This is a genomic window from Mailhella massiliensis, from assembly GCF_900155525.1.
In the GTDB taxonomy this organism is placed as follows: Bacteria; Desulfobacterota; Desulfovibrionia; order Desulfovibrionales; family Desulfovibrionaceae; genus Mailhella; species Mailhella massiliensis.
Genome location: NZ_LT706940.1, coordinates 119,764 through 145,554, shown reverse-complemented (window position 1 = coordinate 145,554; position 25,791 = coordinate 119,764). Strand labels below are relative to the sequence as shown.

Genomic DNA, 25,791 nt, shown 5'->3' with positions numbered 1-25,791 from the left:
TTTTAAAAATAAAAATCATATTGTCGAAGATGGCGAATTCAAATGCTAAATTTTTAAAAAAGAAAAAATATCGCAGATTATCTTGATTAATAACAATAATACCCGTAGAACAAAAATCGTTAGACATGTGGATGGAGAAGATTTTATTAAAATTTTAATGAAAAAGTTTCCTACATTTTAATTAAAATTTTAATAACCTCTTTCAGGAGTACGGGTTTCCCCCTTTAACATCACAGGAGCTTTTCATGAGCGCGCCCAGCAAAAAAGAAATCCGCAAGGTAGTACTGGCCAGTCTGCTCGGAGCAACCATCGAATGGTATGACTTCTTCCTCTACGGCGTGGTGGCGGGCATCGTCTTCAACAAGCTGTACTTTCCTACGGATGACCCGTTCATCGGCACCCTTCTGGCCTACAGCACCTTTGCCATCGGCTATCTGGCCCGTCCTTTCGGCGGCTTCGTGTTCGGTCACTTCGGCGACAGGCTGGGCCGCAAGAGCATGCTGGTGCTCACCATGCTCATCATGGGCCTTGCCACCATCGGCATAGGCCTTGTTCCCACCTATGCGCAGATAGGCATCGCCGCTCCCATCATCCTTCAGACGCTGCGCCTGTGTCAGGGGCTGGGGCTCGGCGGCGAATGGGGCGGTGCCGTGCTCATGACCTATGAATACGCCAGCAAGAAGGAACGCGCCTTCTACGCCAGCATTCCCCAGATGGGGCTGGCCACGGGGCTGTGTCTTTCCTCCGGCGTGGTAGCCCTGCTTTCCTGGGCGCTGACCAACGAACAGTTCCTTGCCTGGGGCTGGAGACTCGCCTTCCTCGTGAGCGTGGTGCTCGTGTGCATCGCCCTTTACATCCGTATGCACATCCTTGAAACTCCCGACTTCCAGAAGGCCCAGGAAAAGGCCCGTCAGGAGAAGGAGAAGAAGACTCTGCCCATCGTGAAGGTGTGCAGGGAACATCCCGGCAACATCGCCCTCGGCGTGGGCGCGCGCTGGATCGACGGCGTGTTCTTCAACGTGCTTGCCGTGTTCGTCATCACCTATCTCGTGCAGTATGTGAACGTGCCGCGCACCGAGGCTCTTTCGCTGGTCATGGTGTCCGCGCTCGTCATGTGCCCCTTCATCCTCATTGCCGGACGCCTTGCCGACCGCTACGGCCGCGGCCGTGTGTACGGCATCGCCAGTATGCTGTGCGGCCTCTCCATCTTCCCCTCCTTCTGGCTCATGGGCGCGAGCGAGGGCAATCTCTTCATGATCGGCCTTGCCATCATCATTCCGCTCAGCGTATTCTACGCGGGTGTGTTCGGCCCCGAAGCGGCGCTGTTCTCCGATCTCTTCCCGGCCGACGTGCGCTATACCGGCATTTCCATAGTGTATCAGTTCCCCGGCTTCCTTGTGGCGGGCATTGTGCCCGGTCTGTGCACCTACTTCATGAAGGTGGCCGACGGCGACCCCATCTATGTCTGCCTGTACACCATGCTGGCCGCCGCCACGAGCGCGGTTTCCGCCTTCATCGTGCAGCGCAAGCACAACGCCGCCGTGCGTCGCCTGGGCGACGATGTGGAACACATCTGACAAAGGACGCGGGAGAGATTCCCTCTCCCGCAAGGAATACCTATGCAAGTACTTCAGATTTCCGATTTTCATCTTCGCGGCGACGGCAGATTGTCGTTTCGTGTGGTGGACACCCCGAAGTGCCTGGAAACCGCGGCAAAGCATCTTCTCAGCCTCGCCCGGAAGCCGGACATGATGGTCATTACCGGCGATCTTGCCGACAGCGGCGACGAACACGCCTATCACATGCTGTATGAAGCGCTTTCGCCCCTGAACATTCCCGTGTACGCCGTGCCCGGCAATCACGACAGGCGCGACAGGATGCGTTCCATCCTCAAGGGCTGGTGCCCGGAAAACGAACAGACGGCGCCCTGGCTGTGCTATAGCGTGGAAAAGGACGACGTGCGTTTTCTGATGATGGACAGCATGAGCCCGGGTTCTCATTCCGGGCATGTGCCGGAAGCGTGCGCCGCGTGGCTGGAAAGGGAGCTTGCCCGCCGCCCCGGCGTGCCTGCGCTTCTTTTCATGCATCATCCGCCCTTCATCACGGGCATGGGCGCCATGGACGAGCCTTATGAAAACGTGGAGCGCCTGCGCGCCATTCTGGAAAAGGCACCGTGGGTGCGGCTCTGCTGCGGCCACATGCACAGGCCCATCTTCACGCAGTGGGCCGGGGTGGCGGCCGTTACCGCCCCCGCCGCCTCCATGCAGATAGATCTCGATCTTTCCCCGGAAGGCGGCGACACCTTCGTGATGGAAGCTCCGGGCTATCTTCTGCACGACTGGCGCGACGGCGCATGGAACACCCACGTCTGCCAGATTTACGGCACGCCCACCTATGCGGGGCCTTATCGCTTTCTTGATTCCGTGAATCCCACGGAAGAGTAGAGATTCCAATGATTCCTGCCCCGGCCGGAGCCTGAGCCGTACAGGGGCGCAGGCTCCGGCACGGGGAAAAAGGGGTTCCCCTGCCCCTGTTCCTCCTCGGAAAAAGGCCGTCGCCCTGCGGGCGGCGGCCTTCCGTTTTAAACGACAGCGCTCCGCCGTGCGGAGCGCTGTCGAAACTGTCCTGCCGGAAGAGGCCCGTCAGCGGCAGAGATTGCCCGTTTTTGCCGTTTCCCACGGATTGCAGCGTCCGAGAGAACAGGCGTGTTCCAGGTCCCGGCAGGCATCCTTGTCGCGGCCCTCCATGAAGGCACCGGCGGCCCGGTACACATAGATGAGCGGTTCGTCGGGATTGATTTTTTCCGCGTATTCGAAGTCGCGCTGCGCGCCTTTGGCATGGCGCTGCTTCAGGCAGATGAAGCCGCGCGTGGCGTAGGCTTCCGCCGTGGGGGAAAGGCGTATGGCTCTGGTGGCGTCGTCGAATGCCTCGTTCATGTAGCCGAGATCGCTCAGGGCAAGGGAGCGCAGAAGATAGGGCGCAGGGTCCAGCGGATCGGCCGCCACGGCCTTGTCCAGAAGCGCCGCCGCCCTTTCGGGATTGGTGCATTCCCCGGAATCGGTCCAGTATTCCAGCGCCTCGGCGACGAGTTTCTGCACTTCGGGCGAAACGCTGCGGCTCGGAGCGGGTTCTTTGACGTTTACCGGAGCTGCGGGGCTGTCCGCCTTCTCCGGGTCGCCCGAGAAGGGCAGGTGGAACATGCTGCAGCCGGAAAGCAGAAGCAGAAGCGGGAGGCAGAAAAGGCCTTTCATGGTTTCTCCTGTGTCTGGCGGAACGGAGCCGTGGAACGGCGTTCCAGCAGGCGGTGGGTGTAGGCTACGCGGGTAATGTCGCTTACGGCGTTGCCGCCCCTGATGCGTTCGTAAAGGATGTCTACGGCGTTGCGTGCCCATGCCTCCGTCTGATGCTCCACGGTGGTGAGTCCCACGCGGGAAATGCGGGAAGAGGAAAGGTTGTTGAATCCGCAGACGCTGTAGTCTTCGGGCACGCGCAGGCCGCTGTCGGCCAGGGCGTCGAGCACGCCGTAGGCGATGAAGTCGTTGACGGCCACGAAACCGGAAACACGGCTTTTTTTCTTCAGGCACTGCATGGTGAGCTCGTAGCCGATGCACTGTTCCAGATCCGTGTTGCCGAGTTCCTCGCGGGGGGTGTAGTCGCGGGTGAACACCTGAACGGAGCAGCCGGGTTTTTCCGCGTAGGTGTCGCGCACGCCCTGAAGTCTGCGCAGGCGTATGGCGTTGGCGGTGTTGGTCATGGCGGAAATGAAGGCGATGTGCCTGTGGCCGAGCTCCAGCATGTGCCGCCCGATGAGCACGCCTGCGCTGTAGTTGTCGAGCTCCACGGTATCCACCTTGGGGCTGGAGTTGCCGTCGCCCATGAGCACGATGGGAATTTTGCCGTTCACCTTTTCCACCTTGCGGATGCTCCGGGGCGTGAGGGTGAAGATCATGCCTGCCGCGCCCAGCGCGAGAGCCATGTCCAGCACTTCCTCTTCCTTGCTTTCCGCCCGGTAGGTGGTGAAGATGAGCGTGGAGAAGCCGCGTTCCTCCGCAGCCTGCTGTATGGCCTGCACCAGGCCGGAATAATAGGCGTTGGCAATGTTGGGCGTGACGATGAACACGACGTTTCTGCCGGGAAGCCGCCCCTTGCCGAGTCTTGCCGGGGCGCGGTAACCGAGGCTTTCCGCCGCACTGCGTACCTTGCGTACCGTTTCGGGGGAAAAGGATACGTCCGCCCGGGCGTTGAGAATCATGGAAACCGAACTCAGCGACACTCCCGCAGCCTGGCTTACATCTTCCAGCGTCACTTTTTTTCTGCTATGCACGGCTTTTCTCCAGAAAGGCAGGCTAGCGGGAAGGCGCGTTTTCGTCAAATGGGGAAGCCTGCTTCATGCCCGCGGAAGCATTGCGGTTTGCTGCGGCATGGGGCTGAAGATCCGCGGCCGCACGGAAGGCGGTGCGGGCGCTGCCCCGGAAAACCGGGCGGCTGTCCGGGGAGAGGAAAATCCGAGGGTTCCCGGAATCGTCCGGGAACCCGCACGGAACAGAATGGTTTGTGATTGAGGAAAAGGGCATGTCTGGGTCGGCGCAGCCCGGCCGCTGCGGAAAAGCGGCGTCCTGCCGGTCAGGTATGCGCTACTTGTTCATGGCTTCCGCCACGGCGACGGCCACGGCAACGGTGGCGCCCACCATGGGGTTGTTGCCCATGCCCAGGAAGCCCATCATTTCCACATGGGCGGGCACGGAGCTCGAGCCTGCGAACTGCGCGTCGGAATGCATACGGCCCATGGTGTCCGTCATGCCGTAGGAGGCGGGACCGGCAGCCATGTTGTCGGGATGGAGCGTACGGCCGGTGCCGCCGCCGGAAGCCACGGAGAAGTACTTCTTCCCCTGTTCCACGCATTCCTTCTTGTAGGTGCCCGCCACGGGATGCTGGAAGCGGGTGGGGTTGGTGGAGTTGCCGGTGATGGACACGTCGACCTTTTCCCTGTGCATGATGGCCACGCCCTCGCGTACGTCGTCGGCGCCGTAGCAGCGCACGGAAGCACGTTCGTTCTTGGAATAGGGGATTTCCCTCACGATGGAGAGCTTGCCCGTGGCGTAGTCGAACTGCGTCTGCACATAGGTGAAGCCGTTGATGCGGGAGATGATCTGCGCGGCGTCCTTTCCGAGACCGTTGAGAATGACCCGCAGGGGCTTCTTTCTGGACTTGTTGGCGTTCTTCACGATGCCGATGGCGCCTTCGGCGGCGGCGAAGGATTCATGCCCGGCGAGGAAGGCGAAACATTCGGTTTCGTCGCACAGCAGCATGGCCGCGAGGTTGCCGTGCCCGAGGCCGACCTTTCTGTCTTCCGCCACGGAACCGGGAATGCAGAAGGACTGAAGGCCGATGCCGATGGCTTCGGCGGCTTCGGGAGCCGTGGCGCAGCCTTTCCTGATGGCGATGGCCGCGCCGACGGTATAGGCCCAGCAGGCGTTTTCAAAGGCGATGGGCTGAATTTCCTTCACGATGCGGTAAGGATCGACGCCCCTGGCGGCGCAGATGTCCCGCGCCTCTTCCAGGGAGGCGATGCCGTTTTCCTTGAGAACCGCATTGATGCGTTCGATGCGGCGTTCGTAACTTTCAAACAGTGCCATGATTTCCCCCTCCCTTATTCCTTTCTCGGATCGATATATTTCACGGCGTCTGCGAACTGCCCGTAACGGCCCTTGGCCTTTTCCAGCGCGGCGGCGGGGTCTTCTCCCTTCTTGAGCGCGTCGGTGAACTTGCCGAGGTTGAGGAATTCATAGCCGATGATTTCGTTGTCGGCGTTCAGCGCAAGCTGCGTGACATAGCCTTCGGCCATTTCCAGATAGCGCGCGCCCTTGAGCTTGGTGCCGAACATGGTGCCTACCTGGCTGCGCATACCCTTGCCGAGGTCTTCGAGGCTGGCGCCGATGGGGAGCCCGCCTTCCGAGAAGGCCGTCTGGCTGCGGCCGTAGACGATCTGCAGGAACAGTTCGCGCATGGCCACGTTGATGGCGTCGCAGACAAGGTCGGTGTTCAGCGCTTCCAGGATGGTCTTGCCCGGAAGTATTTCGGAGGCCATGGCCGCCGAATGGGTCATGCCGGAGCAGCCCAGGGTTTCCACCAGCGCTTCTTCAATGATGCCGTTCTTGACGTTGAGGGTAAGCTTGCACGCGCCCTGCTGCGGCGCGCACCAGCCGATGCCGTGGGTCAGGCCGGAAATGTCGCCGATCTGCTTCGCCTGCACCCATTTGCCTTCCTCCGGGATGGGCGCGGGGCCGTGATACGCCCCTTTCGCCACCGGACACATGTGTTCGACTTCCGAGGAATAGATCATCTTCGACTCCTGTTTTTGCATACCTTCACACGCCCATAAAGAAAGAAGCCGACAATTCCTGCCCGGGAGGCAGAAGCCGTCAGCTCGACGAACGGTTCAGGCATGACGCCTTGGGACATTTTTCCCGCAGGCATCGTCGCACAAAGGGCGCTTCTGTGCAACTGCCGCATAAGGCGGCGGGCGGCGCACCCGTAAGATGCGCCGCCCGCCCGGAGAGAGTGACGAAAGATGAAGTACGGCCTAGAGCGTTCTTTCCAGCCGGTAGCTCGGCTGACGGCCGTAGCCTTCGAAGCTGAGGGTATAGGTCTTGCCCTTCTTCTGAACGTCGAGCACGCAGAACTGATTGTCGTTGTGAACGCCGCGGCCCTTTTCAAGGCTGGTGGCTTCCCAGGTGCGGGTATCGTTGACGCCCACGTTGCCGTTGAGCACCACATAGTGAATGCCCTTGATGTTGGAGTAGCCGCCCTGATGGTCGTGCCCGGAAATGACGGCGAGCACCTTTCCGCTTTCCTCCAGCAGCCTGCGCACGGCGGAGGCGTTCTTGATGTTGTGGTCCTGTTCGTCCACGCGGTCCAGGGTCTGATGGCTGAACACCAGCACGGGCTTGTCGGTGCTCTTGAGGTCCTTTTCCAGCCATTCCATTTCCTGAGGCGGGATGATGGTGTCCACCCACGTCCAGAACGTGTCTTCGGGGGTGTTCATGTCGTAGGGGCGGAAGTTTTTCGGCGTATAGTCGGCGTCGAGCACGATGCAGTGCACGCCTTCGGCTTCGAAGGAGTAGTAGGTTCTGCCCTTTTCAATGCCGGTGTTGACGACGCCGGAGAGGAAGGCTTCGCGCTTCAGATTGTCGAAGTCGTGATTGCCCAGCACATGGTAGGCGGGACCGGCAAAGGAGGTGAACAGCGCTTCGATGTCGCGCAGGTTGGCGGCGGGATCGGAGCCGGGGGCCAGCGTATCCACGAAGTCTCCGAGTTCGATGATGAAGGCGGGCTTTTCCTTCTTCATGGCGTCGATGAAGACCTTCATCTTGTCCATGGAGGCGGAGTAGATGCGGGTGCTGCTGTCGGCCTTGCTGGTTTTGTGCATGTCGGTGATGATGCCGGCCCTGAGCAGGCTCTTCGTATCCCCGGCTTCGGCGGTGCTGCTTTTTGCAAGAACGCCGGCGGCGGCGCAGAGAGTGGCGGCCGCACTCATTTTCAAGATGTCGCGTCGGGCGATGGTCTTTGCCATGACAGACTCCGTATTCATGCCGCCGTTGCAGTACGGCGGGCGGTGGTAAAGGGGAAAAAGGCGGCCTCCGGGCGGGGCTTCGGCCGTTCATGTGCTGTCGGATGAGTTCCGGCTCGGCGTGTCATGCGGCGTGCGGCGGTGGTATACTACATGGAACATCCGCCCGCAGGGGTATTGCCTTCGCGTCCTATAAGGCGCGTAAAGCATGAAGCCTTGATGTCGGCAGTATGGATATATGATGAAGATGCCCTTTTCAGCGATGGGCGCACGAAAAGGCGCAAAGTCCTGCGTCCCTGCCGGACTGTACGAAGCGCCCCCGCCTTCTGCCGGCAGGGAACGGCAGAGCGCGGGGGCGCCGGGCCTGAGCGTCCGCCGGGAGACGCCGTTATTGCAGCCCGTACTGGTATTTCACCTGAAGGGAAACGTGGATGGGGGCCGAGCCCAGAATTTCCGGCCGGGGCACGACGCCGCTTGCGGCGCGTACCGCACGCAGGGCCGAGGCGTCCAGTTCCGGCCTGCCGGAGCCGGTGACGATGCGGGCATCGCTGAAGGTGCCGTCGGGCGCGATGGTGAAGGCGCAGAGCGCCACGCCGATGAGCGAGGTCTCGCCGAAATCGAGCCTGCGCGCATGGATGGCGTCGTCCACATCGTCAAGGTAGCGCAGGTAGGCGCGGCGTTTCCGGTCGAGCTTTTCCGCTTCCTCTCTGTCCTGAGCGGAGGAGGATTGAATTCCCGTGCCCTGCCGTGCGCCGCTCTGGGAGAGGGTGGATTCCTCGTCCATGTCCAGCACGGCGCGGAAAAGGGGCGCCTGCTCCGGTTCCGGGGCGTCGCAGAGGAGCAGGGTGAAGTGCAGAAACAGCGACAGCGCGATGCCTGTCCAGAGTCGTTCGCCGTCCGTCATGCCTTGTTACCTTTCTTCCGGGCGGGAGGTGGCGACCATGAGCTTTTCACCGCCGAGCATACGCACCTCGTCCACAACGAAAATAAGCGCTTCCACGGGGGCCCGGGGGCTGGCCTTCAGCACGAGCTGACCGGGTTCCTTTCGGAAATTGCGCACGATGTCCTGCAGCCTGTAGCGGAGAAATTCCCGTTCCACGGGCACGCCGTCGCACAGAAAGCTTCCGTCCTCCTCAAGGCGCACTTCCACCACGCGGCCGGAAAGGGCCTGACTGGAATGCGCGGCGGGCAGGTCGATATCCAGCCCGCGCACGGCAAAGGCCGAGGCCACGATGAAGAAGATGAGCAGGATGAAGATGACGTCCATGACGGGCGTGAGATCCAGCTCCGTGCTGCGCGTTCTGCGGGGGCGCAGGCTGATCACGGCTTTTCCTCCTCCGCGGCCAGCACGGCGTTGGCCGCCTCCGAAAGGGCCGAGGCCACATCGTCTGTTCTTGTCTGGAAGTAATGCAGGAAGAACAGCGCCGGAATGGCGATGAACAGGCCCGCCGCCGTGGTGATGAGAGCCTGCCAGATACCCCCTGCAAGCTGATTCATGTTGATGCCCGCCTGGGCGTTCGCTATTTCGGAAAAGGTGGAGATCATGCCGAGTACCGTGCCGAGAAGTCCCATGAGCGGGGCGAGCTTCGCAAGAATGGACAACAGAGGGAGCCTTGCCTCAAGGCTTTTTACCACGGCTTCGCCTTCGATGCGCAGCGCGGCTTCTCTGCCCGGGCCTTCTTCGTCCAGCAGGGCGGCGAAGCGGCGCAGCATTCCCACGCGTTCCACCGCTTCCACCAGAGGCCCGGCATCGCCCCGTACGGCATCCTCCAGAAGGGCGGCAAAGCCTTTTGCCGGGAAGCGGCAGGTGGAGAACAGGAGAAGGCGTTCCACCACGATGGCCGTGACCATGATGGAAATGAGCGCCAGAGGCCACATCATCCAGCCGCCCATCAGAAATATGTTCATGTACCTCTCCGTGCTGTTTGACGTTGGCCCGCGCCCTGCGAATACGTCCGGGGCGGGAGTTTTCCGGCTTCCTCATACGGTCAGGCCCGTGCCGATGAGCACGAGGTCGATGGGAGTTTCGTCCGGGGCGGGCGTGATGTCGAGCCGCCCTGCGGCGTACTGCACCACGCAGGGGCCTTCCCCTTCCATGTTGATGATGCCCTTGGCCCGGCACAGGCCCGGGCCCGCGCTCTGGAGAAGACGTTCCAGTTCCGGTACGGAAAGAGCATGGTCGAAGCTTACGGCCTTTGCCACATAGCCTTCTTCGGCATGGGTTGCGGCGTGTTCCCCCATACGCATGAGCCGCGGGCTGTGGGAAGGCAGGCGCGTGTCGGCATGGGCGTCTATCCAGGCGTCCAGTTCGCCGAAGGGGATGTTGCCGAAGCGCGAATGCAGGATGAGCGCCTTTGCGTTGAGACTCTGCAGATGATTGGTGAGTTTTTCCAGCGCGTCGGCGTCCACGGCGTCGCATTTGTTCAGGATGATGACGTCGGCCTTCTGCAGCTGGGCGAGGCGTATGCCCGTATCTTCCTTGCCCTGTCCGTCCTGCCGTCCGCACAGATCCAGCGCGTCCGCCACGGTGATGACGAGCCCGGGAGTGACGAGGTCGCGCAGGTTGCCGAGTTCCTCCATGATGTTGGCGGGGTTGGCAAGGCCCGTGGTTTCCAGCACGAACTGCTCGGCGGGCATGGCGGAGATGATGCGTTCCAGCCCCGGGCGCAGGCTGTCCGCGAGGGAACAGCATACGCAGCCTTCGTCCAGCGCTTCCACGATGGTGTCGCCCTTCATAAGCGTGGCGTCGAGTTCCACCTTGCCGAATTCGTTCTGAATGACGCCGGTGAAGCGTTCGCGGCCGTGCAGAAAGTCCAGCCAGCGGCGCAGGAAGGTGGTTTTGCCCGCGCCGAGAAAGCCCGTGAGCACATGCAGCACGGGGCGGAGGTGCCGCTCCATGTCGTCCGGCCTGTGCCTTGCGGGAATGTCCCGCAGGGGGCGGAGCGAGTTTTCTTCCGGGGCGGGGCCGAAGGCGGCGGAGAGCGAAAGCAGAGTCTCCTTTTCCTCTTCGCACTCGTCCAGAGTGCTGTCGGCATGGAAAAGAAGGCGGGGAACGGTGCGCATCCCCCGGAAGACGGAGGCCTTTTCTCCGAGTTCCTGTTCCGCCGTGGCGGCGATGACGGCGAAAAGCCGCAGGAAGAGGCTGAAGGCGGGCACGTCGCATTCCGGCGCGCCGGGTTCTATGAGCCACCCGTCCTGGGCTCGCAGCCCGTCGGCGCAGATGACGCGGTGCCTTGCCGGTGCTTCCAGCGTAAGGGCGAGGGCGTTGCCGGCAAAGGAAACGTCCATGCGCATATCCCCGAGCAGGAAGGGCTGAAGTTTGGGTTCGCCGCCGGAAAATTCCCGGATGGCGTTGCCGTATTCGGGCAGAAGGGCGAAGCGCAGGGCGTCCAGGGGAAAAATGTCCAGAAGGGGAGACTGTGCGTCGGGGAAGACATAGAGGCTGAAGTGCCCGCGCAGCCAGCGCGTACCGCCGGGAAAGTCCTTGATGTGTTCTCCGTCGAAGCGGATGCCGAACACATGGTCGCTTCCGGCCACGCGGCAGGTCCATGCAGGATGGCTGGAGGCGCAGGGGCGCACCCCCCGCCAGCCGAGCGCCCGTGCCCGGCTGCGCTCGAAATGGGCGGCCATGACGAGGGAAGTGAAGATGCTCGCGCAGTCGGAATCGCTGTCGCCGAGAGAGCGAGGAAGAATTTTTTCCAGTTTCATGGCCGCTCCGTAAGCCGGGGCGCGCCGGAGCGCGCCCCGGAATGATGGTCGTTATCCGGGGAAGGTGATGATGTCGCCGTTACCCAGATAGTTGGTGGTCTTGGAGCGGAAGCGGGCCGTGCCCTTCACCACGGGGTAACCCACGTCGACGAATTTCTGCGCCGTGATGAGACCCGTGCAGTGGTTGCAGCCTACGCGCTGCAGATCCCACTTCTTCAGGCCGATGACGAGGTCGTCGTACTTGGGGTCCCAGTCGTCGAAGGGGGAGATGTGCAGGCCGCCGTAAAGGCCGTAGAACTTGTCCTTTTCGTACTTGAGTTCCTTGTAGGCCGTATCCGCGAAGAGGATGATGCCCTGATGGCAGCAGCCCGTGATGCTCACAAGGCCCACGTCCTTCACGTTGCAGTACAGGGACATTTCGCCGAACACGCGGAAGATGATGGGGCACTCGAACTGGTACAGCGCCACGCCCGGCTGAAGGGGATAGAGGCCCTTCTTCACTTCCGTCCATTCACCCACATGCCCGGATTCCTTGAGGTAGTTCTTGCCTTCCTCATAGAAGGTGTTCGGGGTGTAGACATGGATGTTGGGGGCGTACTTGGCCACCACGGGGAAGGCCCAGTAATGGTCCATGTGTTCGTGAGTCTGGATGAAGCCCGCGATTTCGCCGTTGGCGAGCATGTTGTCGATGCCTTCGCGCTTGAAGCTTTCCTCCATCCAGTCGTAGTTCCAGCCGCAGTCGAACAGGTACTTGGTCTTGGTGCCGTCCATGGCCTCGATTTCCACGAGGCAGGAGAAGCCGCCCGCGTTGTCGGCATCCACGGAATTTTCCTTGGCAATGGCCCAGGCTTCGTGCAGATCGCCCTTCTGGATGTAGGGCTTGATTTTCGCCAGGCCTTCCTTGTAGGTACCCTTGCCTATGCCCTTGCCGTTGCCGAAAGGCGCCCAGTTGTAGGTGTACTGGTCCACAAGCAGGCCGCCCGCGCCGGTCACGTTCTTCATGAACACGCCGTTGTCGAACCAGCTGGTTTCCGAGATGTTCGTCACCTTGACGGATTTGCAGACGCCGAAGTCGGTCAGCTGACGGTGTACTTCGGGCAGGAAGGCCTTGCGCATGGGCGTATAGGAATAAAGGCCCATGGCGCCGATCGCGCCGGCGCCGATGCCGAGAGATGCGCCTTTCAGAAATTCACGTCTGTTCATAAGGACTCCTACTTCACCAGAGTGAAGGTTGCGCTACAGATGGGCAGCAGCCAAACGATGAGGAAGTACAGCGCCACGCCGCCGATGATGCCGGCCACAAGGCCGCCCTTCATGGCAGGGTTCCAGGCATGGTCGACTTCGATATGGCGCTTTTCGGCTGCAAGCTCTTCGGCGGTCTTGAATTCACGTCTCCAGCCGGGCCAGCCGTCCATGAACCACCAGTTGATGAGCCAGATGTCGATGAGCCAGATGGTGGGAATCATGGGGAACTGCTGCGGATGGGAGAAGCCCTTCTGCGTGCCGAGGATGAAGTGGGCGTACTGGTAGTACAGGCAGTAAAGGATGATGCCGCCCACGATGACGAGGCCGGTACGGATGAGAATGTTCACGGGAGTGCTGAACTTCGTAGGCCAGTTTTCGCAGTAGAACTGCACGAAGAGCGCGGGCACGAGGAAGAAGATGGCGGTTTCGCCCACGTGCAGCCAGCGCCAGTCGGGAGCCGCGTCGCGGCGATGACCGCGGATGGCGTCGCCCCATACGAGTTCCTGCATGTACCAGAAGAACAGGCACAGAGCCCAGGCGATGACAATGATGCCGATGAACAGGGCGATGCGGCGGGGCCAGTCGCGCTTGATCATGGTGAAGGGATAGCGTTCCCAGATGCCTTCCACGAACCACACCACCACGGTGCAGCACATGATCCACGCCACATGGAAGTTGGCCGACACGGTTTCGGCGAACTGTTCCCAGTAGGGCGGGCAGATGGCGGTGAAGTACTGCCAGGGGTAGTACAGGATGCCCATGTGGTTGTGCATGGTCATGAGGTAGATGACGAGGCTGAGGCAGAAGGTGCCGAGCCAGATGCTGAAGCCGCGCACGGGCTGCGAGGCGTTGGCCCAGGGCTGACCTTCGAGGGCGACCACCCAGGCGGGGCTGATCCAGGAGGCGATGACGGCGAACATCATGCAGGCCTGAGCCGCGTATTCGGTGGAATAGAATTCCGTGAGGCCGAGCTTCTGGAGCTGATCGGGATTGAAGTAGGCGAAGGCGAAGTTGCCGAGCACGCCTTCAAAGAAGCCGTGGATGAAGAAGATCATGGTACCCACGGAAATGAGGGCCAGCACGAGGCCTTTCTGCAGAGGATGGGCGTTGCGTATCCAGTCCTTTTTGAAGGGCCAGAAGTCGAAGGTGTAGGCCATCCAGATGAGGATGATGAGCCACCAGCGGCAGTAGTTGTAGCCTACATAGGGAGTGTAGAAGCGCATGATGCCGCGCGGATCCTGGAAAATCCACCAGGTCACCGCGAAGATGAGCAGCGTGAACGCCAGGTTCATGAGCGCGGGGATGGGGCCTCTCCATCTTTTAACGAGCTTGCGCTCTTCAAGATAAGGAAGCTGTTCCTGAGACATACGGTTCCTCCTTTGTTCAGTCGAGGGGCGTCCGCTCTTGCTCCTGAGCGGGGCCGGGACTCTGTTGCCTTTCTTCCGTCCGGCTCGCTTCGCCGTACATGGCACGTACGACCAGAGCGGCCATCTCATTGCGCGTCATCGTTGCGGTATCACCTCCAAGGCGTGCGGCCTCCATTTCCAGCATGACGCCCGAAAATTCGGGGGGCAGCATGGCAAGGTAGTCCGGTTCGGGAGTTTCGGGCCGCGTATCCCGGTCGTTTCCGGTGCGATGCCGAAATATTCCGTGCAGAAATTCCTTTCTGGTGATGGTTCTGCCTTCGCTCATTTTTTTTCCGCCAGCGTCTGCAGGGTGGAGAAATAGGCCTGCGCCGCGGCCGAAGCGTCGGCTGCATCGGCGTGGCGCATGGCGCTGAGTATCCTTGCCAGGTGTGCGAAGAGCATTTCGTTCTGCTGCAGCCCGCAGGAGTGGAAAAGGCGTACCAGACTTTTGCCGTCGGGCAGGCAGGAGGCGAGCGCCGCGCTTATGCTGGTGTTGTTGATGAAGCGGGCCGCTTCCATGAAAAACTGGATGTGCGCCTGAACAAAGGCCTTGGTATCGTCATTGCGCAGGGCCGTCCCGGCTACGGGCAGCAGCCTTTCGAGACTGAGAATCTGCGAGGGGCGTATGATGAGGGATGAGGCATGGATGATGGGGGGCACGATGAGCAGGCTTGCGTATATCTTGTCGGTCAGAACGCACTGGGCGGGGTGCTCGGAGGGCAGAGCGCGCACGCGTGTGCCGCTGCCGTGGGTGGTTTCCAGTATGCCGCGCCCGGCAAGAGCGCTCAGGGCGGCCCGCAGCGTGGTTCGGTTGACGTTCAGTTCCTCGGCCAGCTGGCGTTCGGCAGGCAGGCGTTCGAACAGCTTCCAGCGCCCCTCCATAAGAGCCTGCTCCAGCTGCTGTTCAATCAGTTTCTGCTTGCTCATAAAGGAACCTCCGCGCGCGTTTACCCTTTATCCATAGTTACTATTCTTGCGCTGTTACACGAAAAGACTCAAGCGTTTTTAAAAAAAATGAAAAAAGAAGATAATTATTTGATTTTATATATAAAAAAATAATAAAATGGTTCATCCACAAGTGTTGTTCCCGCATTTTTTCATTTGTGGACACTCGTTTTTTCAGGAATGGAGCAAGAGTTTCCGGTAATGAGATAATTTTGGTTTAACCAATTTACAATCTCTTCGTTTTCTCATAAATTAGACAAAATATGGCACTACAGCGCGGAGGCGGGCTATGGATTTCTCTCTTTGGGCGTCAGGCTTTCCCGGCTTGTTGTGGGAGATAGAGCATCGCCGTTCGCGCATACGGCTGCTGAACGGCTGGACACTGCCTTCTCTGGGGGAAAATACCTCCCGCCTGCTCAAGGATGCGCAGTTCAGGCGCAGGGTGGTGATGAAGTCGGACCATACCCTGCTTTGCGAGTTCTGGGAGATGGTGACGAGCCGCCAGTCGGCCATGGTGTCGTTCCGGCTCAGCGATAATCCGCATCAGGCCTATCTTCTCCAGGGGTGGCCCGACCCCGCCGACCCGGAAAAATATTTCGGCATGCTTAAAGAAGCGGTGCTTCCGGCCACGTTCGTGGCCAACGGCACGGCGGGGACATGCCAGCTTGCCCTGGGGCATGCCCAGTATCCCGTGCTGGTGCTCAGCCTGGACGAGAAGGAGATCGTCACCTGCAACGAGGCGGCGCAGGCTCTTTTTGCAGGCGCGGCCAGGGGCGGGGGCGACTTCATGCTGGAAGATATCGCCCCCGGAGAGATGGGGGAAACGCTGCTTGGTTCCTGCCGTCATGCACTGGAAAAGGAAATATGGGCGGGCACGCTCATGCTCCGCAGCGGTTCGGGCAGCATTCTCGGTTCCAAGGTGCGTATTTCTCCCTGTTCCACGGGCACGGATATCGTGCGTATAGCCCTTCTGAATATTCCTGAAACGCCGGCCTCCTGTTCTCTGGTTTCCTGCCCTGAAGGGGAAGAGGAGATCCCTTCTCTGAAGGAAGGGCTGGAAAGGCTGCTCGCCCGCTGCCCGGGCGTGGAAGGACTCATGTTTTCCGACATTCAGTCCATACGGGGCATGGTGGAAGTGTACGGAGTGGGCCGACTCTTTTCCTCGCTTTCCTGGGGGGCTTCCCATGCGTACGAGGGCACCATTGCGCAGGATATCGAGAGGTTCAGTCTGGATTCGCTCACCGTGGAGGATACGCTCGACAGCATCAAGTCCATCGACTGGGCCATGTTCATTCCCTGCGGAGTGCGCTCCTACTTCGCCAAGCCTTTTTATTCCGCCGAGGGGCTGCATGCGGTGCTCATCTTCGCATTTGCCGCTCCTTCGCCCGGAGGGTTCGGCGAAGCGGCCTTCCGGCCTCTGTACGAATCTTTTGCCCGCCTTGTATCCAGCTGGCGGGCAAAAAGGTAGTCCTCCGGCGGAGCCGTACCCAAGCGGAGAAACAAGGGGAATTTTCCCTTCTCCCGGGGGAGAAGCGGGTATTCACGAAAAGATGCGTTTTTTTTCTTGACTATGTCGGGCCATTCTGGCATGAATGACTCCGCAACGGGGATGTAGCTCAGTTGGGAGAGCGCTTGAATGGCATTCAAGAGGCCAAGAGTTCAATTCTCTTCATCTCCACCAGAATTTCAGGGTCTGCGGATAAAACGCAGACCCTTTTTCTTTATCCAGGAATCCCCGGCGGCATGTTTACCGGGCCTGGATTTTTCCGTACGACAACGTAATGTTTTACCGGTCGTGCCCGCAGCCCTGTGCTGTACGGGCTGTATGACGCCAATCTTCCATCTTCCTCCATAGTTGCGGAGAAAAGCCGTGATAGATCCCGCTTTTAAAGAATGCCTTCTTCGTTACATCTCTTCCCGAGGAGAGGATTTTCAGCGTGCGGAACTTCCGGGTACGGATACTCTTCTGCACCTGGAACCGGAGATCTGCTTCGAGCGTGTCCATACCTGTTTCCAGAAGGCAGTATCCCCGAAGGGCAGGGTACTTGACGCGCTGAAGAAGGCCGTGCGCTTCCGTGATGAAAGCTTTACGGAGGCTCTTATCCGGCTGATCCGGGAAAAAGGCATGAGTCATGCCGAATGCTACCGTCGCGCGGGTATCGACAGAAAGCTCTTTTCCAAAATTCAGAAAGACGTGCATTACCGCCCCAGCAGGAAAACGGCCTTCGCCTTTGTTTTGGCCCTTGAGCTGAACGAGAAGGAAGCGCGGGAATTTCTGGCCAGAGCGGGCTATGCCCTGTCGAAGAGCGACGCCTTCGACCTTGCCATAGAATACTGCATCCGGGCGAAGATATACGACGTTATGCTCATCAACGAATATCTGCTGGAACTCGACCTTCCTCTCCTTGGAGCCTGAAGTTCCGCATATTGTCGCCGCAGCGGCGACCTGATGCCGTGAAAGTTTTCCTATAAGGCGGTTAACACAACAAAAGCCTTGAGGAGGACTTATGAACGGCACAACGGAACTCGTCTTCATTCTCGACCGCAGCGGCTCCATGTACGGGCTGGAATCCGACACCATCGGCGGCTTCAACGCCGTACTCGAAAAACAGAAGAAGGCAGAAGGAAAGGTGCTTCTTTCCACGGTACTGTTCAATCAGGAAACCGCAATCCTGCATGACCGCAGGGATATCCGCGAGATTCCTGCGCTCACGGCGGAAGACTACTCCGTTTCCGGCTGTACGGCGCTGTACGACGCCGTGGGCGGGGCCATACGGCATATACGCAACGTGCACCGCTACATCCGGCCGGAAGACGTGCCGGATCACACCCTTTTCGTCATCACCACGGACGGACTGGAAAACGCCAGCAGCCGTTTTTCCGCCGGAGAGGTGCGCAAAATGATCGAAGAGCAGAAGGAAAAGGGCTGGGAGTTCCTTTTTCTCGGCGCAAACATCGACGCGGAGTCCACGGCGCGGGATTTCGGTCTTTCCGAAAAGAATGCCGCAGATTTCATCTGCGACGGCGCGGGCATACGCACCATGTACGAGTCTCTTTCCCATGTCTGTTCCTGTTTTGCCCGGACCGGCGTCATAGAGGGAGACTGGAAGAGCCGCATCAGGGAAGACTATGAACGCCGGGGAGGAAAGGACGGCAGGCGCTTCGGGCGGAAGGATTCTTTTTCCCTGCGCGATATGCTGCGTACCATGCGGGGAGGCTCCTTCATTCTGTAAGCCGGCAGCCGGCGGCGTTTTGGAGCGAAGGTGAATCTGTACCGGTGAACAGCCGGATAACGCAAAGGCTCCCCGCCTGTGGGCGGGGAGCCTTCATGGATGAGGATACGCGGCGGACAGGACGCCGCATATCACAGTATTATTTCAGGATCATGGTTTCGCGTTCGGTCTTCCACGGGTCGGAGACTTCCGCGCTTTCGGTGTTGAAGCGCATGGTCATGCGTTTTTCGGTATCGAAGGGCGTCCAGCCGGGGTTGCCTTCCTTGGCAAAGCGCACCCAGGCACTGTGCATGGCTTCGGCCAGAGAATCCGGGGGATTGATTCCCACGGAGTTCTTCACGCGGGAGGAATCCTTATGCAGCGTTTTGAAAACGAAGGGCAGATCCACGCTGTGGGCCGCGCCCAGGCGTCCGTTTGCCGCGTCGCTCTTCCAGGCGAAGGAGTAGGCCCAGGCGTTGCCGCCGGCCTTTTTCTGGCTTTCCAGCACCTTGTTGGCGGGCATACGGAATATGAAATCGGACTGAAGGGCGGTGAACAGTTCGCCGGGGGTATTGCCGCGTCCGGCCTTGCGGTAGCTTTCCACGATATCGGAGGAAAAGCCCGTGGAGTCCACAAATCCTTTGACCGCGCCTTCGCCTATCTTGTCGATGGCTCCGTTCGGCACGGTGTACCAGCGCCATTCTTCTTCCGCCGTTCCCACCATGATGTCCACGCCGCGCGCAGCGCCTTCCGCAATGGCGTCCACAGGGCGTTTTTTCAGCACTTCGCCGTCATAGTAGGGCTTGAACAGGGCGATGTTGCCGCCCAGCATACGGCACCATTCGGGCTTTTTGTTCTGTGCGGAAAGGAAGGCGGGGAAGGAGAGCAGCTTTTCCGGGGAAAGGGCGGCCACGGCGTCACGGCTGTTTTCCACACCGTAGAAGGCCAGCAGGCTTTCCGCAACCTTTGAGGCGAGGTCGGCGTCGTACTGGGCAAGCGCCGCGGGGCTCTGGAGGATGGCGCGCCGGAAGAGACCTTTCGCCATGGGAGAAGACAGCAGTGAGGTGATGTGCGTGGCGCCGGCGGACTGGCCGAACACCGTGACGTTGTCGGGGTTGCCGCCGAAGGCGGCGATGTTGTCCTGCACCCAGCGCAGGCCGAACATCATGTCGCGCAGGGCGATGTTGGCCGGAACGCCCTTGATCTTCAAGAAGCCGTCCACGTTCACGCGGTAGTTGATGGTGACGAGAATCACGCCGTCCCCGGCAAAGGCCGTACCGTCGAAACGTATGTCGTTGTTGTCGCAGGTGGTGCTGCCGCCGCCGGGAATGTAAACCATGACGGGGCAGTTGCTTTTGCCGGGGGCGGGCGTCCAGATATTCACGCGCAGGCAGTCGCCTCCGCCCACAGGCTTCGACGTGCCCCTGCCGAGCTGAAGAGGAATGTCTCCGAAGGCGGCGGCGTCCAGCACGCCTTTCCAGGGAGCGACGGGTTCCGGCAGGGCGAGGCGGTATTTGCCTTCAAAGGGAGGCATTCCGCAGGGGACGCCCCGGAAAACATGCACCCCGTCGATCACGAGGCCGCGCAGGTCTCCCTTCGGAGTATGGACAATGGGCCCTTCCGTCGCACGGGCACGGAAAGGCAGGGCAGTCATAAGCGCCGCAGCGGCGCCGGAATAGAGAAACTGGCGTCTGTTCATGAGAAGGCTCCTGTGTATGGCAGAAAAAGGAAGCCGGAGATTGGCGGCTTCCTTGTTCAGAAAAAAACAAAAGCCCGTATAAGGTAAAGCTCAAAATTTTTTCCTGTTGTTCTATAAAAGGCAACATGTTTCCGATTGTTTTTGAAAAGGTGCGCGTCGGCGGCATGGCTATGGGAGGCGTATGCGCACAGGTGCGGACGAGAGCTCCGTATGCCGGAAATATTGCGTTATTTCTTCTTTCCTGAGCCGTTATGACGGCATGATTTTTGAGAAAAAAGAAACATGTTGAACGCCGTATGCCTCCGTCGTGCTCCGGGAGTCCGAAAAACGCGATAAAAAAGGGAGACGGCGGAACCGTCTCCCTTTTTTATCGCGGTAAGGAAGAAGAACTACATGTCGGGCGTGATGACCTCAAGGCCGCCCATGTAGGGACGAAGCACCCTGGGGATGACGATGGAGCCGTCTTCCTGCTGGTAGTTTTCAATCACGGCCACCATGGAACGGCCGGTGGGCAGGCCGGAGCCGTTGAGGGTGTGCACGAATTCAGGCTTGCCGCCGCCCTTGGGACGGAAGCGGATGTTGGCGCGACGGGCCTGGAAGTCCACGCAGTTGGAGCAGGAGGAAATTTCGCGGTAGGTGTTCTGACCGGGCAGCCACACTTCCACATCGTAGGTCTTGGCGGAACCGAAGCCCATGTCGCCGGTGCAGAGGGTGATGGTGCGGTAGGGCAGCTCCAGCTTTTCCAGCAGGATTTCCGCGCAGCGGCGCATGTTTTCCAGCTCTTCCCAGGACTTGTCGGGATGGGCGAAGCGCACCATTTCCACCTTGATGAACTGATGCTGGCGGATGAGTCCGCGCACGTCCTTGCCGGCGGAACCGGCTTCGGAGCGGAAGCAGGGCGTGCCCGCGGTATAGCGCAGAGGAAGCTGGTCTTCCTCAAGAATTTCTCCGGCGTGCAGGTTGGTGACGGGCACTTCGGCCGTGGGGATGAGGTAGTAGCCCCATGCGGGCATCTTGAACAGGTCTTCCTCGAACTTGGGCAGCTGCCCCGTGCCCAGCATGGTGGCGGCGTTGACCATGAAGGGGGGCAGAATTTCGGTGGCGCCGAATTCCGTGGTCTGCGTGTCGAGGTAGAAGTTCATGAGCGCGCGTTCCAGGCGGGCGAACACGCCGTGGGATACGCAGAAGCGGGAACCGGCGAGCTTGGCGCCGCGTTCGAAGTCCAGTCCTTTCCGGGCGGCGCCCACTTCAAAGTGCTGCCTGGGCGGGAACGGGAATTCGCGGGGCGTGCCCCAGCGGTGCAGTTCGGGGTTGTCGTTCTCATCGAGGCCTACGGGCACGGAGGCATCGGGGATGTTGGGCACGCTGAGCATCCACTGATACACCTTTTCCTTGATGTCGGAAACTTCGGCGTCCAGTTCCTTGATGTGATCGGAAAGCTTGCCGAGTTCGGCAACGAGTTCGGAGGCGTCTTCCCCGGCGCGCTTTTTGCGGGCAACTTCGGCCGATTCGGCGTTGCGGCGGCTCTTGAGCGTTTCCACCTCGGTGAGGGCGGCGCGGCGGCGGGCGTCGAGTTCTAGGAATTCATCGACGGAAATGCTGGAATGGCGGTCGGCCAGGGCCTTGGCCACCACTTCGGGCTGTTTCTGAAGCAGTTTGAGATCAAGCATGGGTAACTTCCTTGAATCTGCGTGTGGGCGATATGATGCAGGCGTGAAGCCCGGGTATTTGAAAGGAACGGATATTCTAGCCCGACAGTGTCGCAGCGTCAATGTTGCGGAAAGCGGGAACGAAAGGGCCCTCGTCCGCCGGGGATGAGGGCCCTTCCATGTCATGGAAAACGTATGCCTACAGGATGCCTACGAAATTCCACCACGGAATGGCCACGCAGGCGAGGAGCACGCCGCACAGAAGCGCACGCAGGGCGAGCGCGGGAATGACGTGGGAGAGCGTGACGCGGCCGGTGATGAAGATGTAGAGGAAGTACACGGCCTCATAGGGCAGGATGTACTGATCCAAGCCGTACTGGAAGGCGTAGAACAGGGGCAGAGGGTTCATGTTGAGCGCCTGCCCGAGGTCGCCGATGGCGGGGGTGAAAGCCGCCGTGGCCGCCAGAGGCGTAAGCAGGAAGTTGACGGCCACGCCGGAAATATAGGCGATGATGACCGACATGGTTTCTCCCCAGCCCTGAAGCAGGGGAAGAATCTGCTGCACGGCCCAGGCATTGAAGCCCACGGCTCCGCCCACGAAGCCGATGGACATGCAGCCAGTGATGAAGACAAGGAACATGATCTCCACCTTGCCGATGCTTTCCTCGGAAAGGATGCTTATGCCGGGCATATAGCAGAGCAGGGCCAGCACGGCGAAGATGAATACGGGGTCGACCCCGGTCCAGGGCTGAACCATGAAGGCGAGCACCATGCCGAGAACGATGACCATGAGCTTCTTTTCCTTGGGGCTCACGGGGCCGAGTTCCTTGCGGCTGGAGGCGATGAAGGCCTGCGCGTTGCCCATGGTGGTGAGGTTTTCCTTCCCCTTCACGACCAGAATGACGGCCATGGAAGCCAGCGTGTAGACGATGGAGAAGAAGGAACCGTGCCAGGCGTACTGCCAGAAGTCCACGGTGCTGCCGTCCTTGAAGAGCATGGTGAAGGCCCAGATGAAGCTTTCGGACGTGTGCAGGAACAGGAACTGGGGCGCGGCTGCCGCCATAAAGGCCATGAGAATGATGGCGGAGGACATGCGCGACTTGTGATTGAGCCGCAGCGTGTCGACGATGCCGGAGGCGATGGCGCAAAGCACCACCATACGGGCGAGAATGGAGGGCAGAACAAGGGCAAGGACAAGCCCGCCGAGGAAGAAGCCCCACAGAAGGCCCAGGAAACTGCCGCCTGCAAGCGTGAGGCAGGCAAGGGCCAGGCGCCGCGCAAGGCCCGTCTGATCCATGGCTTCACCGATGATGACGGCGGCGAAGGATATCCACGGCAGTACCGTGGTCCACGGGCCGAAAACCACTTCCGCAGGAGCCACGCCGCCCAGCATGTAGCCGAAGGTGAGCAGGGCCGCCACACCTATGGCCGGGAAGACGTTGAAGGCCCATGCCAGTATGGCCATACTGGTCATGGCCATGAACAGGGGCGCCTTGGGAGAGATGTCCGTCGGGGCTGCGAAGTAGACGATGAGGGGCAGCACCAGAGTCAGCGGCCATCGGAGCATGGATAGAGTTTTCATTTTTCCTCCCTGATAAGACGGATATCCGGTCCCTTGCCGGAATGATGTGCCTTTATGAGCGCGTCGCGACACGTTTCAGGACTGTGCTGAAGTGGTTCCCCTGCCTGTCCGTAAAAGGCATGCCTGCGGAGAGTGCGGTATTACCGCGCCATCGTAGGATTCTTCATCGGTCTGCGCAAGCCGCTCTGCCGCATGAAAGTTACTTCGTCTTTTTTCTTTCATGACGGGAATGCCCCGGTTTCCGAAAGGAAACCGGGGCGGTGTGTCAGATGAGGCGGTCGCGCCAGGCCGTTTTCACTTCATCGCCTTCCTTCCATACCCGCAGGAACTTGTCGCGGAGCAGGGGGTTGGTGAAGGTGTAGTCGGAACGGATGTGGCGTCCGCGGCTTTCCTTGCGCTCCCGGGCCGAGATCATGAGCGCCTGGCCGAGATCGAGCAGGTTGATGACTTCGGCGGCCCGCATGAGTTCGTGCGCGTCGGAGGCATACAGTTCTTTTTCTATCTTCATGCGCAGATCGCCCAGGTACTTGATGCCGGCGGTGAGCATGGAGTCGGAACGAACGCGGTGCGGGCCGCAGTCGGCGTATTCGGTCATGATCTGCTGCAGGGCGAAGTTGGCTTCCTGCCAGGACGCGCCGACCTTGCGTTCGTATATGGCGCTGTAGAAGGCCATGCGTTCTTCAGCCTGTTCCGTCGCTTCCGCGGCGAGGGCGCGGGTCTGGTAATCGGCGGCGTGATGTCCGGCAATCCAGCCGTAGACGGCCGCGGCGCCGATATCGCCGCTGATGTTGCCCATCATGTCGCCTGCGGCGAAGAGGCCGCGTACGTTGCTTTCGCCGTTGATGTCGATTTCTATGCCGTTGGTCACGAGGTTGGCTTCATACTGGCCGAATTCCACGGCGTGTTTGCCGGGGTCGATGCCTTCCTTGTCCATATAGTCCAGAAGGGCGGTGAGACCTTCGCACTTCATGGCCCAGCGCATGTGTTCCAGGTCTTCCTTGCTTGCACCGGAGCAGTCCATGTAGGCGGGGCCGCGGCCGCTCAGCTTGAGATCGGTGAAGGCCGAGGACCACACATCGCTCGTCATGTCGCCGGTTTCCACATTGGGCCTGGTGATGAAGGGGCCCACGGGCCTTCCGTCGGGGTAGCGGTACACGCCTATCCAGGTGGCCTTGCCGCAGCGGGCGAGGAAGCGCGGCCCGGCATGGCGGTAGGTCTTTTCCATGTTCACAAGGTAGGTGCCGATGCGCCAGGCCTGAGCGATGGAGTCGCCGGTGCCGGAAGGGCACATGTTGGTGTTGAACATCTGGCTCGGCGTGGGATCGGTGGTGAAAAGGCGGCTCACATAGCCCGTGGCGGCCACCACGGCCTTGGCCCGGACCATGATGAAGGAAGGTTCGTCACCGGAAACATCCAGCGCAAGCACGCCGCTCACTCCTTCCTTGTCGCGGAACATTTCAAGCACGGGAGCGTGGTTCAGAATCTTCACGCCGCGCTTTTTCGCCTGTTCAGTGAGCACCTTCTTCTGGTTGTGGCCGTCGTATTTCAGGAAGATGCGCGGGCGGCCCGGGTAGGCATGGCCTTCGAAGTGGTAGTCGCCCGTGGGCTTCATGTTGATGCCCCAGTCGTTCCACATGTTCACGATCTTCGGGCTGGTTTCCAGAAAGCGCATGACGAGAGGCGTGTCGTTGCTCGTGGCGTTCTGGCTGTCCATGAATTCGTTGTAGACCACGCTGATATCGCCGTGCTTTTCGGGAATCCAGCACAGGAAGTGGTCGTTGCCCGTGGCGCCTGCGCCGCTGCGCTTGGTATTGGCCTTGTCCAGAAGAACCACCTGGGCGCCCTTGTCCGCCGCGGCGATGGCGGCCATAAGTCCGGCTATGCCGCCGCCGATGACGGCGACGTCGGCTTCATACTGCTTTTTGAGAGGGATCATGGATGACCTCCGAAGAAAATGTGGGTGGGGAAAGGGATGCCCCGGAAGGGCCGTCGCCCGGATTCGTCGTTATGGAGAGGAAAGCCCGGGCGGGCATGAAGCATGGGGAAAAGATTTTTCCGGGGCTCTTTCAGGGAAACCTTTGCGGAAAGCTCAGCGTACGGGCAGGTCTTTGGGCTTCAGGGTGTCGGCGTCCACATAAAGCAGCATGTGCGTGAGCGGCAGGCGCAGTTCTATGGCGTGGGCCGGGCAATCCAGCACGCAGGCGTTGCAGTGCCAGCATTCGTAGGGGCGTTTTACTTCGGGAACCTTGTCCGTGTCCTTGTTGTGACGGAATACCTGCAGGGGGCACACATCGGCGCAGATGCCGCAGCCAAGGCAAGCTTCTCTGTTGATGACCGGGGGCATATTTCTTCTCCTTTGCAGAAATGGACATTCGCATGGCGGCTTCGCCAACTGGCGACGAGTACAGAATTTCACAAAGGAAAAAAGGAAAATATCGCATGTGCGACATTTTTATATTTTTTGTGCGGAACACTGAAAAAAACAGGGAGAAGAAGCCGTGATGAAGCGGTGGAAAAGGCAGCGGGCAAAGGGATGCGAAAAGCCCCTTGCTCATAAATATTGTGTCTTTTCAGTATGTTTTACTTTTGATAGAGGATAGAAACGGCGTTTTGGGACTGATGGGAAAAACGGAACAAGGTTTTTCTGTCTGCTGACGGGGGAGGAAACGTCGGATATGCGGTGCTGCGATGAGAAGCAGTTCCTGCCGGCAGGGCCGGAAACTAGGCTCAGGACTCATTAATTGCCAAAAGGGTAAAAAGTTCTTATTGTCGGCA

The 25,791-nt window shown here is 60.0% G+C and carries 23 protein-coding genes and 1 tRNA gene; 6 read left to right on the top strand and 18 right to left on the bottom strand.

The window, feature by feature from the left end:
- The first annotated feature begins 245 nt into the window (after positions 1-245).
- Both CZ345_RS02145 and CZ345_RS02140 read left to right on the top strand, forming a co-directional pair.
- Positions 246-1,577 (top strand): MFS transporter, encoded by a 1,332-nt coding sequence (locus CZ345_RS02145; protein ID WP_077071547.1) that lies wholly within the window; start codon positions 246-248, stop codon positions 1,575-1,577.
- A gap of 42 nt (positions 1,578-1,619) precedes the next feature.
- Positions 1,620-2,444 (top strand): phosphodiesterase, encoded by an 825-nt coding sequence (locus CZ345_RS02140; RefSeq protein ID WP_077071546.1) that lies wholly within the window; start codon positions 1,620-1,622, stop codon positions 2,442-2,444.
- Positions 2,445-2,642: 198 nt separating this feature from the next.
- Here CZ345_RS02140 and CZ345_RS02135 read toward each other — a convergent pair whose 3' ends face one another.
- The 13 genes from CZ345_RS02135 to CZ345_RS02070 form a co-directional block, all read right to left on the bottom strand.
- Entirely contained in the window at positions 2,643-3,251 is a 609-nt protein-coding gene (locus CZ345_RS02135) for a tetratricopeptide repeat protein (RefSeq protein WP_077071545.1), read from the bottom strand.
- The gene (locus CZ345_RS02130; RefSeq protein ID WP_077071544.1) at positions 3,248-4,324 is read right to left on the bottom strand and encodes a LacI family DNA-binding transcriptional regulator; all 1,077 of its coding nucleotides are present in this window, start codon (positions 4,322-4,324) and stop codon (positions 3,248-3,250) included. Before CZ345_RS02130 ends, CZ345_RS02135 begins: the two co-directional genes overlap by 4 nt.
- Before the next feature lie 310 nt (positions 4,325-4,634).
- On the bottom strand, positions 4,635-5,636 hold the full coding sequence (locus tag CZ345_RS02120) for a GGGtGRT protein (RefSeq protein ID WP_077071542.1): 1,002 nt from the start codon (positions 5,634-5,636) through the stop codon (positions 4,635-4,637).
- 14 nt (positions 5,637-5,650) lie between these two features.
- Positions 5,651-6,343, bottom strand: coding sequence for an iron-sulfur cluster assembly scaffold protein (locus CZ345_RS02115; RefSeq protein ID WP_077071541.1), 693 nt, complete (start codon positions 6,341-6,343; stop codon positions 5,651-5,653).
- Between the two features lie 240 nt (positions 6,344-6,583).
- Positions 6,584-7,573: a metallophosphoesterase gene (locus tag CZ345_RS02110; protein ID WP_077071540.1), complete on the bottom strand. Its 990-nt coding sequence runs from the start codon at positions 7,571-7,573 to the stop codon at positions 6,584-6,586.
- A 385-nt stretch (positions 7,574-7,958) separates the two neighbouring features.
- Positions 7,959-8,474, bottom strand: coding sequence for a cell envelope integrity protein TolA (tolA, locus tag CZ345_RS02105; RefSeq protein WP_077071539.1), 516 nt, complete (start codon positions 8,472-8,474; stop codon positions 7,959-7,961).
- Positions 8,475-8,480: 6 nt separating this feature from the next.
- Positions 8,481-8,894: an ExbD/TolR family protein gene (locus tag CZ345_RS02100; protein ID WP_077071538.1), complete on the bottom strand. Its 414-nt coding sequence runs from the start codon at positions 8,892-8,894 to the stop codon at positions 8,481-8,483.
- On the bottom strand, positions 8,891-9,478 hold the full coding sequence (locus CZ345_RS02095) for a MotA/TolQ/ExbB proton channel family protein (RefSeq protein ID WP_077071537.1): 588 nt from the start codon (positions 9,476-9,478) through the stop codon (positions 8,891-8,893). The genes CZ345_RS02100 and CZ345_RS02095 overlap by 4 nt, the downstream gene beginning before the upstream one ends.
- A 72-nt stretch (positions 9,479-9,550) precedes the next feature.
- Positions 9,551-11,278: a CobW family GTP-binding protein gene (locus CZ345_RS02090; RefSeq protein WP_077071536.1), complete on the bottom strand. Its 1,728-nt coding sequence runs from the start codon at positions 11,276-11,278 to the stop codon at positions 9,551-9,553.
- Positions 11,279-11,329: 51 nt separating this feature from the next.
- Positions 11,330-12,481 carry a twin-arginine translocation signal domain-containing protein gene (locus CZ345_RS02085; protein ID WP_077071535.1) on the bottom strand — a complete coding sequence of 384 codons (1,152 nt, stop codon included), beginning with the start codon at positions 12,479-12,481 and terminating at the stop codon, positions 11,330-11,332.
- An 8-nt stretch (positions 12,482-12,489) separates the two neighbouring features.
- Positions 12,490-13,890 carry a hypothetical protein gene (locus CZ345_RS02080; RefSeq protein WP_077071534.1) on the bottom strand — a complete coding sequence of 467 codons (1,401 nt, stop codon included), beginning with the start codon at positions 13,888-13,890 and terminating at the stop codon, positions 12,490-12,492.
- A 16-nt stretch (positions 13,891-13,906) separates the two neighbouring features.
- A complete protein-coding gene (locus CZ345_RS02075) occupies positions 13,907-14,215 on the bottom strand; it encodes a hypothetical protein (protein ID WP_077071533.1) in 309 nt (102 codons plus the stop codon).
- The gene (locus CZ345_RS02070) at positions 14,212-14,856 is read right to left on the bottom strand and encodes a GntR family transcriptional regulator (RefSeq protein WP_077071532.1); all 645 of its coding nucleotides are present in this window, start codon (positions 14,854-14,856) and stop codon (positions 14,212-14,214) included. Before CZ345_RS02070 ends, CZ345_RS02075 begins: the two co-directional genes overlap by 4 nt.
- Before the next feature lie 307 nt (positions 14,857-15,163).
- On the opposite strand from CZ345_RS02070, the gene CZ345_RS02065 reads away from it, so the two are divergent.
- The 4 genes from CZ345_RS02065 (at position 15,164) to CZ345_RS02050 (ending at position 18,107) form a co-directional block, all read left to right on the top strand.
- On the top strand, positions 15,164-16,342 hold the full coding sequence (locus CZ345_RS02065; protein WP_077071531.1) for a hypothetical protein: 1,179 nt from the start codon (positions 15,164-15,166) through the stop codon (positions 16,340-16,342).
- A gap of 137 nt (positions 16,343-16,479) precedes the next feature.
- A tRNA-Ala gene (locus CZ345_RS02060) sits at positions 16,480-16,555 on the top strand.
- 189 nt (positions 16,556-16,744) lie between these two features.
- On the top strand, positions 16,745-17,290 hold the full coding sequence (locus CZ345_RS02055; protein ID WP_077071530.1) for a hypothetical protein: 546 nt from the start codon (positions 16,745-16,747) through the stop codon (positions 17,288-17,290).
- A 91-nt stretch (positions 17,291-17,381) separates the two neighbouring features.
- Entirely contained in the window at positions 17,382-18,107 is a 726-nt protein-coding gene (locus CZ345_RS02050) for a vWA domain-containing protein (RefSeq protein WP_077071529.1), read from the top strand.
- A gap of 139 nt (positions 18,108-18,246) precedes the next feature.
- On the opposite strand, the gene CZ345_RS02045 is transcribed toward CZ345_RS02050, so the two are convergent.
- From CZ345_RS02045 to CZ345_RS02025, 5 genes are all read right to left on the bottom strand, one after another.
- Positions 18,247-19,785 (bottom strand): carboxylesterase/lipase family protein, encoded by a 1,539-nt coding sequence (locus CZ345_RS02045; RefSeq protein ID WP_083717064.1) that lies wholly within the window; start codon positions 19,783-19,785, stop codon positions 18,247-18,249.
- A 389-nt stretch (positions 19,786-20,174) separates the two neighbouring features.
- Positions 20,175-21,455, bottom strand: a complete 1,281-nt coding sequence (serS, locus tag CZ345_RS02040; protein ID WP_077071528.1) for a serine--tRNA ligase — start codon at positions 21,453-21,455, stop codon at positions 20,175-20,177.
- A gap of 178 nt (positions 21,456-21,633) precedes the next feature.
- Complete coding sequence (locus CZ345_RS02035; RefSeq protein WP_077071527.1) at positions 21,634-23,016, bottom strand: SLC13 family permease; 1,383 nt, start codon at positions 23,014-23,016, stop codon at positions 21,634-21,636.
- Between the two features lie 265 nt (positions 23,017-23,281).
- On the bottom strand, positions 23,282-24,952 hold the full coding sequence (locus tag CZ345_RS02030) for an FAD-dependent oxidoreductase (RefSeq protein WP_077071526.1): 1,671 nt from the start codon (positions 24,950-24,952) through the stop codon (positions 23,282-23,284).
- A gap of 153 nt (positions 24,953-25,105) precedes the next feature.
- The gene (locus CZ345_RS02025) at positions 25,106-25,360 is read right to left on the bottom strand and encodes a 4Fe-4S dicluster domain-containing protein (RefSeq protein ID WP_077071525.1); all 255 of its coding nucleotides are present in this window, start codon (positions 25,358-25,360) and stop codon (positions 25,106-25,108) included.
- Positions 25,361-25,791 lie beyond the last annotated feature (431 nt).

Coding starts and splice junctions, on each gene's coding strand:
- CZ345_RS02065 (WP_077071531.1), top strand. CDS start 15,164: ATGGATTTCTCTCTTTGGGCGTCAGGCTTTCCCGGCTTGTTGTGGGAG.
- CZ345_RS02110 (WP_077071540.1), bottom strand. CDS start 7,573: ATGGCAAAGACCATCGCCCGACGCGACATCTTGAAAATGAGTGCGGCC.
- CZ345_RS02085 (WP_077071535.1), bottom strand. CDS start 12,481: ATGAACAGACGTGAATTTCTGAAAGGCGCATCTCTCGGCATCGGCGCC.
- CZ345_RS02145 (WP_077071547.1), top strand. CDS start 246: ATGAGCGCGCCCAGCAAAAAAGAAATCCGCAAGGTAGTACTGGCCAGT.
- CZ345_RS02030 (WP_077071526.1), bottom strand. CDS start 24,952: ATGATCCCTCTCAAAAAGCAGTATGAAGCCGACGTCGCCGTCATCGGC.
- CZ345_RS02050 (WP_077071529.1), top strand. CDS start 17,382: ATGAACGGCACAACGGAACTCGTCTTCATTCTCGACCGCAGCGGCTCC.
- CZ345_RS02120 (WP_077071542.1), bottom strand. CDS start 5,636: ATGGCACTGTTTGAAAGTTACGAACGCCGCATCGAACGCATCAATGCG.
- CZ345_RS02095 (WP_077071537.1), bottom strand. CDS start 9,478: ATGAACATATTTCTGATGGGCGGCTGGATGATGTGGCCTCTGGCGCTC.
- serS (WP_077071528.1), bottom strand. CDS start 21,455: ATGCTTGATCTCAAACTGCTTCAGAAACAGCCCGAAGTGGTGGCCAAG.
- CZ345_RS02140 (WP_077071546.1), top strand. CDS start 1,620: ATGCAAGTACTTCAGATTTCCGATTTTCATCTTCGCGGCGACGGCAGA.
- CZ345_RS02080 (WP_077071534.1), bottom strand. CDS start 13,890: ATGTCTCAGGAACAGCTTCCTTATCTTGAAGAGCGCAAGCTCGTTAAA.
- CZ345_RS02090 (WP_077071536.1), bottom strand. CDS start 11,278: ATGAAACTGGAAAAAATTCTTCCTCGCTCTCTCGGCGACAGCGATTCC.
- tolA (WP_077071539.1), bottom strand. CDS start 8,474: ATGACGGACGGCGAACGACTCTGGACAGGCATCGCGCTGTCGCTGTTT.
- CZ345_RS02115 (WP_077071541.1), bottom strand. CDS start 6,343: ATGATCTATTCCTCGGAAGTCGAACACATGTGTCCGGTGGCGAAAGGG.
- CZ345_RS02075 (WP_077071533.1), bottom strand. CDS start 14,215: ATGAGCGAAGGCAGAACCATCACCAGAAAGGAATTTCTGCACGGAATA.
- CZ345_RS02025 (WP_077071525.1), bottom strand. CDS start 25,360: ATGCCCCCGGTCATCAACAGAGAAGCTTGCCTTGGCTGCGGCATCTGC.
- CZ345_RS02135 (WP_077071545.1), bottom strand. CDS start 3,251: ATGAAAGGCCTTTTCTGCCTCCCGCTTCTGCTTCTGCTTTCCGGCTGC.
- CZ345_RS02070 (WP_077071532.1), bottom strand. CDS start 14,856: ATGAGCAAGCAGAAACTGATTGAACAGCAGCTGGAGCAGGCTCTTATG.
- CZ345_RS02035 (WP_077071527.1), bottom strand. CDS start 23,016: ATGAAAACTCTATCCATGCTCCGATGGCCGCTGACTCTGGTGCTGCCC.
- CZ345_RS02045 (WP_083717064.1), bottom strand. CDS start 19,785: ATGAACAGACGCCAGTTTCTCTATTCCGGCGCCGCTGCGGCGCTTATG.